This is a genomic window from Anabaena sp. CS-542/02 (assembly GCF_028331085.1).
Lineage (GTDB): Bacteria > Cyanobacteriota > Cyanobacteriia > Cyanobacteriales > Nostocaceae > Anabaenopsis > Anabaenopsis arnoldii.
In genome coordinates, this window is record NZ_JAQMTM010000130.1 from 1 (window position 1) to 13717 (window position 13717).

Below are 13717 nucleotides of genomic sequence, written 5' to 3' on the forward strand. Positions count from 1 at the left end.
AGGTAGAACAATATTCTATGAGGAAAGGGAACAGGGAACGGGGAACGGGGAACGGGGAACGGGGAACGGGGGAGGTAAAACAATATTTGATTAAGTAGAGTTTTTGAGGTAGTCTAGTCCCCATTGATAGAGCGATCGCATTAACAGGAGATTGACACTAGGGGGGGGAATAATTTCTTTGAGGACATCCATCATTAAGTTTTTAATGATCTCTGGTGTTTCGGGAAATCTCACGGGAAAGTTATTATTAGCCCAGATGTTACGAATATCTCTCAAGGTGATAGACTTACCTTGATGAATTACCTGATTGCGTTTTTCCCTAATAGCGGTTAATAATTTTGACCATTGATGATTTTGATTATATCTTTGATAATCGCACCAACCTTGAATTAAATCATACAGTGATGGCTCATCGCTTTTTTGGGGTTTCCAACCCCTCCTAGCCCAATTTTGTCTTGTTGACTGAATGTAAAGTAACCGTTCCAAAATCTGCACGAATTGAATAAAGGCTGTGGTGTAGTTCTCCCGTTGTACCGATAAATCTATAATAATTGTAGACTCCCATAATTTAGTTAAATCATCACCTTGCATGATATCTAACTGTGTATTCCAAGCTTGAAGCTGTTCCCCATCCACGGTTTTACTGACATGGCGAGAATTTAACCATTCTTTTAACTTGCGGAAAAAATCCTGATCATGAGATTCCCAGTTACTATACTTTGCTAAAAAACCAGCTAATTTATATAGTAGTTCGTACTTGTTTTGATGAATCCTCAACCACAGTTGAGCTTCCACAAAATCCCCTCTTTCCCAAGCTGAGATAATCCGTAACCGTTCCAAAGACCAAAAATATTCTCCCATGGGGATGAGTTGGAAGCTTTGGGAATGATTAGCGCTAACTAAACCATTTTCTGATGTGGTGAAAAATTCCCTAGGGTCATCAGGACTAGCATTGAATACCTGACACTGACGCACCAGAGCAGCGGCGCAAATTTCCACAGAAGATGCGATCGCAGGTGCACAACCTTTATTTTGTATCCACAAAACAAACTCTTGTTTGTTATGGGGCGAAAAACTATCTAAGGCTTCCTTTAAAACTAACAATTCCAATTCTTGACGAATAGCATAATTATCATTAGCGACAATTTTAGGCGCGTGAATATCAACTCTCAGTTGAGGATATAAACTGATAATTTTCCCCCTCATTAACTCTGCTATCCACACCGTATCAAGACGACGATGGAACCAAGAAACTGTTTCTGGTTGGTCAGTTCCCCACAGGATAATATGTTTTAAACCTTGCTTCACCCCTTGGTCAATTATATTTTGATCTAGGAGTAATTCCACAGGGCTAAAATCACCCCCTAACCATTCCTTGCAGTATTCATAATAACGCTGTCCCAGGTCTTTAGCACTACAGGGGTAGGTTTTGTCATTTTCTAGATGTACACCCCGTTCTATTCCCAATTCTTGATACAGTTGAGTGATATGGGAGGGATAACCAATATTACCATCAGCACCAAAGGAACGAATAATATGATCTTTGCAGCGCCAGCCTATTTGTCGAGTACCTACGGTAATAATTAAGGTATCAACGTGTTCGGAATTATTGACAGTCATAGGGGGAAAATTTGTAAAGAATTTTCTAAAGTTTGTAAATATTTTTTCCGGGGGTCTGCATTAGCTCCAAATACGGTTACTACTTGATATTCGTCTAAATCTGCAATCCATATGGGGGAAGGAACTACTTCACGTTTAATCTTATTGGGGTAATCGTTTCTAACGCCACCGCAGAGGTTTTTGGCATTAGTGTAGTCAGAATCTTCTAATTGGTGAAACCGTTGATGTAAAATATGCAGTGGATAGGGTTTATTGGTCTTTTTGTCACCACTAACTACTACAATTTTGGCATTAATATCTAATGCTTCACGCCAAGTATAAGAGTTAGCTGTACCAGAGTTTTGTAGTTGCTGATAATTACAATTAGCGCCTAAACTTTGGAATGCTTGATAAAAATCCCTGAGTCGCTGTTTAAATAGTTTTTGAAATTCCCCAGGAGTTTCTGGTAATTTCCAAAATGAATTTTCACTCTCTGGTATGAGGGTAGAACCGCGCCACCAAGGAGCATACTGATTATTGTAGCGAGAATAACAAGGTCTTCTTGCTCCCTGACCAACACCACCTAAATGGAACATTAACCAAGTCAAGGTTTTCCCTAGTTTTCTTAAGTTTTCTTGCTGATTTTTTGGTATCTCTGGGGAGTAATTTAATGTTAAAATACCTTCTTGTTGCCCAGGATCATCTTGTTGATTTTGAGCTTCCCTTTGGGTGACTCTACCATCTAATACCCTCACCATTAACCACCCCAATTCTTTTTTAGGGGTAATAGTCCCAAATATTTTACCTTCCCAGGTTTGAACTTGTCCCGGTTCTAAAACACCTAAAGCCAAGGTTCTAAACCAATAACGGAGCATGGATTTAAACGCTACCGGTCTAACTTCTCCATGATTGATTGTATTTGCTCTACCTTGGTGGTTCAAGGGTTGATTAACATTGCTAAATTTTTTCCTCCCATGAATTAATTGACCTTCTAAAATAAACTTAACTCGGAAAAATTCACTTTGGGGGATAATTTTACCAGCACGGTTTAACTGACCGTAACCACTATTCACTTGGGAACCAATTCCCGCTTGTAAACCTGTAGTTAACCACTGTTTAACTTTTTCTAAAATTTGCTGATCTGTACAACCGCTAGCTAGACGTAACCCAATGAGAAAAAAAGGTTTTTCTAAACTCAAAAATGGGTTAGGATTAGGACTATATACTGTTGTGTTACCTTCCCATTTCCAAATATTATTAGCCATATCTACAGCTAACACATTCTCATTTGGTTTAGGAGGGAGGGGATAAGCATCGAGAAAGACTACTTTACCAGAGCGTTCGTTGAGGTTTGTGCTTTCTAGGGAACCAAACCAAGGCGCAACTTGTTTTTCTGCGTCTTTCCAAGAAATTCCTTGTTGGGTGATAATTTCCCGAATAGCTTGGGTTCTAGCTACACCCCTTAAAGTGCTAGAAGGAATGTATGGTAAACCCAAAGCATCGAAAGCAGGTAATAAAATACTTTCTGGTCCGCGGTGTCCACCTACTCTAATGCGCCAGGGACATTGCACTTTAAAGCTAGTTTGGGCGATTAATTCTGTGCGCTGGGTTAGTTGTTGTAAGCGCTGGTGATAGTTTCCCTGTTCTGCTAATTGTAATATCTGCAATTTGGTGATATCTTTATTTTCACCGTCAGGCGATCGCATCCAGCGTAAATACTCAACAAAACTAGCTTCTTTATGTGGTTGCGGTGGATTTTCAGGGTTTAACCAAGGGGAAGGTTGGGGACGTTGACCACCTCCACCATGACCACCACCCCCACCATGACCATGATTAGGTCTATTAACTGCTTGGGGTGTAGGGTTGTTGGGATTATTGCGTTTTGGTCTTTGAAATACCATGATTTTTATTCTCCCTTAATATCTGCATAAATAGCAGTCGCCCAAAAACTAAATTCCTGTGCTAAAGCTAGACCTAACCCAGTTAAACCTAAATATTCATCTGTACCGAGTTTTCTTAAAGTATCTAAACCGCGATCGCCGGCTAAATTTCGTACTCCTGAAACCTCTTCTAAACACTGAAAAAACTTCTTCACCACCTGCTTTTTACCCTCCATATTATTACCCAAGGCTGTTTCCTCAGCCTTAAGGCGCATCATTCCCCAGGTAGAAAGATAGGTATAAAGTTCAACTGCTTGACTTTTTTGTTGTCTCAAACGATCAACATCTTGATTAGGGAGAGCGCGCAAATTATTTAAAGCGTCATAAATCGGACTAGCGAGGGTTCTGGGGTCAAAGGTCATATCAATTAATTCCTATAATTAATTTCATCATTGCTAATTTCTACATCCATTGTTGGACAAATCCCCGTCCTAAACTTTCCTGTCCACCAATTTGCACAATGGTATTACCAGCTAATAATGTTTCAAACTCAGAGCAGGAGTTTTGTGATCTTCCATTCGCTTGGGATGTCATACCCCAGGGTAAATACATCAATGTATCTGGGGGGATAGCTTCCTCATAGCGAAAACCACCATCTACAGATTTATGTTCATCCAATTTAATTTTTACCTGTCGCCATAAACTCATTTGAATTAATGTGGCGCAATGTTGATCAGGTAAAACTAACAGGCGATTAATTGAACTTGTGGGCGAGGATTTAGGGACAAAATCTGCCCACTTATCCCATTTTTTTAAGTTTTCCGCCTTAATAATGGCATCTTTGAGGTAAATAGCAGAGTTAACAGCAGCGAAATTACAGCTATATTCTGGGGGGATAGTTAAATTACCTAAATTACCGCCTTGTAATCGTTGCCATCTTTGTAATAACATAGGACAACTCACCCACACCACACTATGGCTGAGAGATGGTACCGGTAACCACAATATAGAAGCGTCACCAATCCAAATATCACCTTGTTCTAATTTACCATCTTTTAAATCTGTACCAAATAACTGAGCTTGAATGTTTTTATCTGCAAGGGAACGGATTTTACCGCGCATGGTACTAGAAGGAATATAAGGTAAATTAGTATGTGACTCCCGCGCAATTCCCAGTAAATTACCTTCTTGAGTTGTCCCACCTGTATGTAATGGTGACAGTAAATATAAATAAATCGATTTCATGATGATGTTACCTAACTTAATTGATTGCTATAGCAATCCTAAATGATTCATGAACAACTTCTGTTCCCTGTTCCCTGTTCCCTGTTCCCTGTTCCCTTTCCTCACTCATAATTTCTCAAGTCAAATAGGATGACTATATTTGTATTCAATCCACAGCATTTCGGAATAACCCAACCGTCGCCAATGATTTACACAATTCGGGTAATCATCCTGAAATAATCCTTGGGGTTGATTCAAAAAATACAGACTTCCCGGCGGTGCTGCAAATACTTGAGGTGCAGGAATGCTATGATTGGGATTATCTTTAGACCGAATTCGGCAACTAATAGGTACTGGTTTATCAGTAGCCATGGTAACAAATTTACCATTTATTAATTTCCATTCCCAGGGATAGGGACGACATAAAGATGTAAACCTGTTATTTCTAATGCGGTGTTTACGTTCAAATACCCCAGGGGTAATTAAATAAGCAATAGATTTATGAGTAGATTGGAAATTATCCTGGGAAATTCCTTGAATTTCTACCCATTGTTGTGTTAATTCTGGGGAATATTCTATCATTGTCCGGTGTCCTTCCCCTCCTAATCTCATCGTATTAGGTGTTGGTAATTGCTCATCAACACCGATGGCTAAACTCCAATGAGGACGGAGGCGAATGGCGTTTTCTACAAAATAACCATCGGCATCTTTAACTTGTCTAGTTCCCGGCTCTAGGCTATTATGAGAACGGGTTTCTATAGTCCAAGGTTCATCTTCATGCCTACCACTCTCTACTAACCAATCTTTTTCTTTAATCTTCCCTGTTTTGAGATAATCTTTAACAACTTCATAAGGTAGATATTGTCTGAAGTCATCAGCTTGACCCTTAGCTGAATTGTATTCGTCATCATCTCTAGATGCATCAGCGGGTTTAACTAAAGGACAAGGTTGATTATGATCCCACAATGCATTATGCACATGAGATTTATCTTCCCATACTAGTGGCACCAGGGGGGTAGATTTGACAAATCCTAGGGGACGGGGAAAATATAAGGTATTCTCTCCCTGGTTTTGACGACAGAGCAACGGACCTGTTAAATGAAAGTCTTTTTTCTCTCCTAAAAGTCCCCGCAATGCTCCGGCGATCGCATGACCATTAGGAGGAAATACACTCCCGGCCCAAGCCCTTTCCTGTGGTGAAAAGGGTTTAGCATCCCGTAACATTAATATATCTAAAGGTGTGAGTTTGTACCAATACATTAACGACCACCTCCTATTTTAATATGGCGGTTACGTTTGACAAATGCTGCAAGTTTTAACCAGTTCTCCACTTCATCATTGAGATGAGTAATTTGAGTGGTTGTAAACAGAAGGTTGAGAAATGCTGCTAATCTTTGTTGAAACTCGGCTTTTGCAGTTTGATTATTTTGGAACTGGTCACGGCGATCGCAAAATACCTGCGTCCAAGGTAAAATAGCCTCAGAATTAGGCGCTGGGTGTTGACTCCACAAACTCGCAGCTTGTTCAAATAGGGCGCTGTCTTCTTCCCCACTCATTAATATTTGCCATTGATGAAAAACTTCAAATTTCGCTGTTGACTTTAAGGTGTTACCATTACCGTATAGTACCCGCACCTGTACAGCATCCTTTTTTGCACCTTCAGGACTGTGATGTTTTTTAGCTTTTTTTTCTGCTTCCCAGAGACTTTCTAAGGCGATCGCCAGGGGAACCGAATGATGGGCGATGATAATACCAAAGCTGATAGTAGCTGCGCTCCCCATAGTAAATAAAGGACGGTCAACTAATTGCTGGCTATTACCTTTATACTGCCAATAATCACCATCATTACTAAATTCATCCTTGGGGTCCTTTCCACCTTGGAAACATTGGCGAATATCCCATAACCATTCGTCCCATTCCCACAGATTCGTATAGGCTAGAACATCATCACCACCACCATAAATCAGTTTACCAGCATAGCGACATTCTGTGAGGTAAGGCACAAGTTGATTAGAAAAATCTAGTAAAGCGCGACTTAAGGCATTATGGGTACTAGGTCCCATGCGTTTTTTCAGTTTTAGGAATTGGGGGAAATTGTCTAAATTAACCTCCAGACCAGAGGGAATATATTCCTTATAGGCTTTCATCTTCGCCCCTTTTAACCATTCACTCATCCCATCACCATCACCAGCGGCCAAGACATACCAGCTAGAAGGGTTATTTTGGGGATAGTATTGACTAATAATCTGATTCCAGGCTTGAGTATATTCAATTCTAAATTCCTTCCCATCTTCCAACTCCTCCACTAACCACCCAGAATTGAGTAGACGGGGATGATATTGTTTAGGAGTATTTTGTTTATCCCTCCAAGGAATACCCCATTTACCGCGCATATCTTGGAGCATTGTTTTGGTGTCGGTAAACCTGCTAATTATAGCTTGACAAGCCTGATTAAAATTGTTTTCATGTTCAGACTGACCCTGATTAACCTTCAAATACCCGGCGACTCCAGAAGTTAAATCAGGATAGGATACTTGTAAATCAGTTACCCCTAATAATTCGCCGATAATTTTTGGTAAACCGCGTTTAAGGGTTTCCGTCGCGTTTAACTGTTCTGTACCATCAAATAAACCAGCTTGTCTTGACCACAATCTTTTAGTATCCCCTTCTGTTGTCCAGTCCTTACCAGGGTTGACCACAGGACCAATACCAGAAATTGTAGACCGCGGACCAAATGCTGTGGGTATTTCCCAATTTCTAGCATTTTTCACAGCTGCTAAACTTGCACGGGTAGCATCAAATATATATCCCCACCATGAACCAACATTAGCACTAAAGCCTCTTTGTTGCCTTTCCCAGCGTTTTTTATATGCTTCCCGCAGTAATTTTAATTCTTGGTCCTTAAATAATTTAATTCCCTCACCTGTCACCGGTTGATCTAAATTATAGGTTTTGTTTTGTACATCACACCATTCTTGCAATTCTTGATCTTTATTTTCAGCAGCGGAAATCTTAAATTCCTCACCTTCTTTCCCAATAGGTAAAGCAGTCCAATAAAACTGCCATTGGGATTGTAACCAACCTTCCCAAGTGCTATGATCAGCATCTAGGTTTTTCATCCAATAACGTTCATTTTGTAGTTCTTCTAGAACTAATTTACTAATATGCTGCCATTCAGCCATCAGGGTTTGTTGGGCTGTTTGCATGGCGGCTTTAACTTTAGCTTTAGGTAAAACTAAAACTAGAACATTGGGGAAACCGGCGGTTAGTAATGATTCTGCTGTTGGTGCGTTTACCCACTGCTGATATTCTGGATATGTTTGTAGTAACCAATGGTCAATCAGCGGTTGTTGGTAAAGACTAGGATAAAGTAAAGTATCTGGGCCATATTGGTTAGCCAGTTTCCAGCAAACTTTGGCTGAAAGATAATGTAACAACCATGAACCAGCCCAAAAATCCCGCATTTTGCGACTGGCTTTGATTAGTTCTTGTACCGGACTAAAGCTAAATACTGCTAGGTAAGGATGAGATACTGGTTTATTTCTCGGCCACTGTTTGACTTCTTCTAGGGTTAGGTCATATCCTGCTAATGCGCCAGCTAAAGCTGAGGTCATGCTTACATGACTCCAGATGGAAGCATCGGGTAATCTGGTTTCCGCGGGCATTAACATTAATGAACTATCATTAAATAAGTCACAGGTTGCTGGGGGTAAACAACGCCATAACCACCAATATAATTTCTTAATCTGGGCAATATTATCTGTAATATCTGCGGTTTGTAGTTCTTTCGGTATTAGTTGTAATAATTGTTGCTCTTTTTCCGCTAAATAGTCTTTACGTGAAGATGTGATTAAGGTCTGATGCTCTCTAATCTTAAATTCTTGGGTTGCACCAGATAATAAATGAGTAATCTCTAAGCCCTTGTCAGGATTCTTCCCCGGAGCATAGTTGATCGTAGCTGTCACACTACCTATAGCTGCTCTGTCACTGGCGGAGGCGATATAGTCAGCTAAAAGTATATTTTTTAATACTTTCCCTGCTGATTCTTCAGGTATTTTATTAATCTCAATCCAAGGTTTCATTGCTTCTAGTTGCTCATAGAAGCTGTTCCCACCCCTACCGCTGTTGTTGTGTAAGGCTTTTAACACAGGGTCATGGAGTAACCCCCAAATTTTCGCCCGCCAATACTCTGTTGACATCAGTATTTTATCTGTGTAGCCGATATCAGTATCCTAAAAGATTTAGTTCATATGTGTCTATTAACAGCAAATATTACCAAAATATCTTACCTATGGCTGAAAACCTTTAATAATAACCGTTTGGTGTATTGTCAAGATTATTACTAATATTATTTTTTATTTGGTTAAAGTGTAATATTGTTTAAAGCATCTTAGAGGATGTTTGTCAAGTCATGATTAGTGTATCAACTATTGTTTAACCCCACCCTAACCCTTCCCAACTGTTTCCAGGGAGGGTGAAATATCCCCGACAATTAGGGGATCTTCTGTGTGTTTCCATTCGATTGATGTCCCCAGCGAGTGGACAACCCTACATTTTAAACCATTACCCTGTAATAAGTCTAGAGGCAGTTTCCGATAGCGATAGCGTGGCGTTAGCCAGGTTCAGAAAAAGCGATGGCTGAAATGGACTTTATCACAGGATTTTCATGAACCAACCCGAAACAACAACTTATAACTACCAAGACATAGCAAAAGCAAATATTTTAAAACCCCAGTAGTATTAACTGGAAATCTCGGCAGACCAGGGGAAAGTATCAAAGTTATTCAACTTGAGAATTTAACACCAGATGCAACCGATATGCGGACTGTGATTTTAATTGGTTCCAGCCAAACCCGCACAATTCACCGCCCGGATGGGACTATCTCCGTTTATACACCAAGGGTATACAGTAATTCACACTCCCCATGAGCAATCTTCACTATCGGCCAGGAAAGCTCCTCGTGTATTTTACCACGTTAATATATGTTGCCATACCTGAGAATTTGTGCTGAAATTAGTATCAGGCAGGATAAATTCCTGATGAGTCTAAAGTGTAGACGACGTTTATCATAGAAAGAATATATCTAACTATGGTAGTTTTATCAAAGTTTACTTGTTGGATCAACACAAGAGTAGTGATTTATGCCACAGCTTCAAAAAAAAGTATACTTAATTACACAAGAACAGCGTGATGCCTTACTGAACTATCTGCTAGATCGTCCATATCGCGAGGTGGCAACTGGAGTTGAGTTTCTCAACAATGCACCGAGTACTATGGTTAATCTACAAGTTCCTGATGAGCAACCCGAAAATATGCCTGGTGCAACACAACCGGAATCTCAAACCAGAGCACAAGAGGAACAAGAAATACAAATTGCTAACCCTCCTACAGAAGAATTAAGTGTTTTTAACGCAGTTTAATTAACTATTGTTTCAGTAGTCATGCCCTAGTGGTTTACCCGAAGCAAAAGTAAAGTTACCTAAATAACATCAGCGTTAAAAATACATAGACGAAAAAGTCTAGAAAGAGATTAGACTCTCTTTCTAGACATAACTAATAAGTAATATTTATTCTGAAACAGGCTGGAAACTTCCTATATTCCCACTGAATAATTGCAAGTCTTAAATACTCATAGAAATAACATAATTTCTTATGGATACCATTCAACCTACAACTAACCCGTTTAGTACAGAAGAATTTCTACCTTTTAACACTTTAGATCCGTTCCATCCCCCGATCCCCATACAGCAGATTAAACCTTATGTAACTCCTGATGAGATCGTTATTTATTATGTAGGGGGAACAACAAAACAGGGAACACAGTTGCTTAGTGACACAAGCAACATCGATTCCCTCACCGGACAAACCAGGGATGAGTTCTTGACAGGTAACTTTGCTGGTAACTCTGTCAATTTCCTAGGTACAGACAAAGCAGATGACTTATATCTGAGAGTTAATCCTGAGCAAAGATTAGAGTTCAGTGTTGACGGTACATATTTTTATCAGCTCAATGGGTTGACCCTCTCTAAAAATCTCAATATCTCAGCAGACTTAGGCTCAGGAAATGATCGTCTCTATCTGGATAGCTCCTTCGTCGAGTCCTTGAACAGTACAGGCGCAAAATTTAACCTCAATGGTGGAGAAGATAACGATACAATATTCGGTCCGAATCTGGACAGCATATGGAAGATCACAGGGCAAAATTCCGGTAATTTAAGCAATATTGAATTTTCCCATGTGGAAAATCTCAAAGCTGCTGAAAATAACCATGCTACCTTTGTATTTACCCCCGAAGGTAGTCTAGATGGCCTGGTTGATGGAGGTGATGGCAACTTAGGTAAATTGGTAATTGACGGTGGGGACTACATCAAGACAGAGTTCATCCCATACGGACCCCATTCAGGGGAAATTCGGCTAGACGGTAAAATCATTCGCTATAAAGGGTTAGCAGTCAACACAATTACTGACAGTAGTACTACAACCGACAAGGTATTTGTAGCTACAGATGAGGACGATAATATCCTCGTCCAATCGGATAACACAGGGAAAATTATTATTTCCAGTAGTAATAGTACCTTTCAAACTGTTCATTTTGATCATCCCAGTAACTCCCTAACCATTATAGGTTTGGCAGGTAATGACACAATTACAGTAGATTTACTCAATGCCAACTTTACTAAATCCTTAATCATTGATGGTGAAGATGGTAAGGATACAGTCATATTTGCCAAAAATTTAACCCTTCAAGGTGGTAGTGTTACCGTCAAGGCTGAGAAGATTACTGTCAACTCAGATGTAACAATAGACCTCAGAAAAGAAACCGATACAGATACAGATGGTATCATCACCTTCACCGCATCAGACACACAAAATGGTTTCAACGCCGCAGCAGAAGTAGAGATTAATCTCACCGGAGCAACCCTCAAAGCCGGGGATATTAACTTATCAGCCACATCCACAGTTAGAGGTAGTGCGATCGGCTTACCAGCAGCCCTAATTAACCTCACCTCCACAGCCAGGATTAACATCATAGACACCCGCATAGAAAGTAGCGGTAACGTCACCTTAGCCAGCATTTCCCAACTTGAGGGAACAGCAAAAGCCACAGGAATAAATGGATACACTGATAGTGCAGCAGATGCAGCAGTAGCCACATCCATGATTGAGAGCATAGCCACCACCAATATATTTGGGGTTAGCTCCCTAGCAGTGGGTGGAGACTTAAACATCACTGCCAAAAATAACATTAACGTTACCACCAGTGGAGACGCTTCTGCAGCCCAAGCAGGGGCGGGTATAGCAATAGCAACCATCACTGGCATCACACAAGCCTATATTGAAGGAGCAAGCATTCAAGGGATTCAAGCATCAAACATCACAATATCAGCAGACTCCCAAAACAATATCACCACTACCGCCACCGCCAGCCCTGGGGGAGCTACAAACAACAGTGAAAACCCGGGACAAAGAACAGAAAACCAAGCCAAAACCAGTGATGGCACGGTTGAAGTTGCCGGAGCATTAGCATTTACCAAACTCAATAGCCAAACCCAAGCATATATAGCCTCAGATAATATCAACGACCCAAATATAAATACTGATAAATTAACAATTAAGACCACATCAAATAATACTCAACAGACCAGAGGAGATAGTAGTAACGTTGGTAGCAGCGCCCAGGGAGTAGGTGTAGCCGTAGCCATCAGCATAGTAGATATAAATAATAACGCCTACATTGGCAGTAACACATCAATCAATGCCGGGCAAATAGATATCATAGCCCTAACACCCACAGGGGAATTTACCACAAAAGCCACATCTGGCGGAGGGGGATCTAATGTAGGTGTCGCCGGTGCATTAGCCGTGCATATTCTCAACAGCGACACCAAGGCTCAAATCAACAGCAGCGCCATCATAGATGTTAATCAAGGGGATGTTAAACTAGAAGCACAAAACCAGAATAGCTCCCAAGTCACCGCCGAAGCCGCCCAGTCGGGCGGGGAAACATTAGGCATTGGCGCATCCGTAGGGTTAGCCATCCAGCAAAACCAAACCATAGCATCCATAGAAAACGACGCCATCCTCAATAACGCCCGAAACCTAAATTTATCAGCCACCTCAGACAACAGCATTGGCAACACCGCCACCGCCGGTAGCGCCGGGGGTATTGCAGCCACCCCCGCATTAGCACTAACAATAGCCAACAATGAAACATCAGCACTGATAGGCAGTGGTAACACATTAACATTAGGCAGCTTAGAAGCCCAAGCCAAACATACAGGCAACACTAGCACCCTAGCAGATGCAGCCGCCGCCGGCGACAGCGTAGGAATGGGAGCAGCATTAGCCCTCAACTTCGTAGATGATATCACCATCGCCACCACCCAAAGAAGCATTACAGCTGCAATTGGTGACGTATCCTTCAGCGCCCATAGTTATGCTTCCTCCGAGTCAGAAGCCAAAGCATCAGCAGGAGGAGCCGAAGCGCCCGAAGAGGGAGACGAAGAGCAAACATCAGAAGATCAGATTAACACCCAACTAGACAGCGTAGATACCCCCAACAAAGAAGAACATAAAAATGCAGTAGCAGGGAAAACCAGAACCAGCGAAGGGCAAGTATCAATAGCAGCAGCCCTAGCCCTCAACCTCGCTAACTCCACCGCTACAGCATCTCTAGGAGATGGCATAGTAATTAATGCACAAGGGGAATTAAAACTAGCTACATCAAGCGAAACAGATGCCAGCGCCATAGCAGATGGGAGCGCCGTGGGAGAAAGCGCCATAGGTATTGGTGTCGCAGTAGCATTAAACATAGTAGATATAACCAACGAAGCCAAAATCAATAACAACATCACAGCCAGTGGCATCATCCTCGAAGCCAAAATGAGCGATGAGACATTAGGAGGGGATGGCACAAGTGACTTTAAAGCTATAGCCACAGCCGGTGCGGGGGCAGAAAATATAGGAGTAGCAGGAGCCTTCGCCCTCAACTACATGGGCACAAATGCTAGTA

Annotated in this window: 8 protein-coding genes and 1 pseudogene; 3 read left to right on the top strand and 6 right to left on the bottom strand. The window is 41.2% G+C overall.

Going from position 1 to position 13717, the window contains the following annotated elements; genetic code table 11:
• Window positions 1–90: 90 nt before the first annotated feature.
• From PN447_RS14145 to cas10, 6 genes are all read right to left on the bottom strand, one after another.
• A complete protein-coding gene (locus PN447_RS14145) occupies window positions 91–1620 on the bottom strand; it encodes a hypothetical protein (protein ID WP_271763674.1) in 1530 nt (509 codons plus the stop codon).
• Window positions 1617–3500: an RAMP superfamily CRISPR-associated protein gene (locus tag PN447_RS14150; RefSeq protein ID WP_271763675.1), complete on the bottom strand. Its 1884-nt coding sequence runs from the start codon at window positions 3498–3500 to the stop codon at window positions 1617–1619. Before PN447_RS14150 ends, PN447_RS14145 begins: the two co-directional genes overlap by 4 nt.
• A 5-nt stretch (window positions 3501–3505) precedes the next feature.
• Window positions 3506–3901: a hypothetical protein gene (locus PN447_RS14155; protein ID WP_271763677.1), complete on the bottom strand. Its 396-nt coding sequence runs from the start codon at window positions 3899–3901 to the stop codon at window positions 3506–3508.
• A 40-nt stretch (window positions 3902–3941) separates the two neighbouring features.
• Window positions 3942–4724: a type III-B CRISPR module RAMP protein Cmr4 gene (gene cmr4, locus PN447_RS14160; RefSeq protein WP_271763678.1), complete on the bottom strand. Its 783-nt coding sequence runs from the start codon at window positions 4722–4724 to the stop codon at window positions 3942–3944.
• A gap of 120 nt (window positions 4725–4844) precedes the next feature.
• Window positions 4845–5963, bottom strand: a complete 1119-nt coding sequence (locus tag PN447_RS14165) for a type III-B CRISPR module-associated Cmr3 family protein (protein WP_271763679.1) — start codon at window positions 5961–5963, stop codon at window positions 4845–4847.
• Window positions 5963–8902: a type III-B CRISPR-associated protein Cas10/Cmr2 gene (cas10, locus tag PN447_RS14170; RefSeq protein WP_271763681.1), complete on the bottom strand. Its 2940-nt coding sequence runs from the start codon at window positions 8900–8902 to the stop codon at window positions 5963–5965. The genes PN447_RS14165 and cas10 overlap by 1 nt, the downstream gene beginning before the upstream one ends.
• Window positions 8903–9431: 529 nt before the next feature.
• Here cas10 and PN447_RS14175 point away from each other — a divergent pair.
• From PN447_RS14175 to PN447_RS14185, 3 genes and pseudogenes are all read left to right on the top strand, one after another.
• A pseudogene (locus PN447_RS14175) lies at window positions 9432–9632 on the top strand (precorrin-3B C(17)-methyltransferase); the annotation flags it as partial.
• Between the two features lie 213 nt (window positions 9633–9845).
• A complete protein-coding gene (locus tag PN447_RS14180) occupies window positions 9846–10124 on the top strand; it encodes a hypothetical protein (RefSeq protein WP_271763683.1) in 279 nt (92 codons plus the stop codon).
• 403 nt (window positions 10125–10527) lie between these two features.
• Window positions 10528–13717 (top strand): beta strand repeat-containing protein (locus PN447_RS14185; protein ID WP_271763684.1); only part of this gene is annotated, 3190 nt, incomplete at its 3' end.

What these genes read in the sequence shown, in the direction of transcription:
- PN447_RS14145 (WP_271763674.1), bottom strand. Translation starts at nt 1,620, where the DNA reads ATGACTGTCAATAATTCCGAACACGTTGATACCTTAATTATTACCGTA.
- PN447_RS14155 (WP_271763677.1), bottom strand. Translation starts at nt 3,901, where the DNA reads ATGACCTTTGACCCCAGAACCCTCGCTAGTCCGATTTATGACGCTTTA.
- PN447_RS14165 (WP_271763679.1), bottom strand. Translation starts at nt 5,963, where the DNA reads ATGTATTGGTACAAACTCACACCTTTAGATATATTAATGTTACGGGAT.
- cas10 (WP_271763681.1), bottom strand. Translation starts at nt 8,902, where the DNA reads ATGTCAACAGAGTATTGGCGGGCGAAAATTTGGGGGTTACTCCATGAC.
- PN447_RS14180 (WP_271763683.1), top strand. Translation starts at nt 9,846, where the DNA reads ATGCCACAGCTTCAAAAAAAAGTATACTTAATTACACAAGAACAGCGT.
- PN447_RS14150 (WP_271763675.1), bottom strand. Translation starts at nt 3,500, where the DNA reads ATGGTATTTCAAAGACCAAAACGCAATAATCCCAACAACCCTACACCC.
- cmr4 (WP_271763678.1), bottom strand. Translation starts at nt 4,724, where the DNA reads ATGAAATCGATTTATTTATATTTACTGTCACCATTACATACAGGTGGG.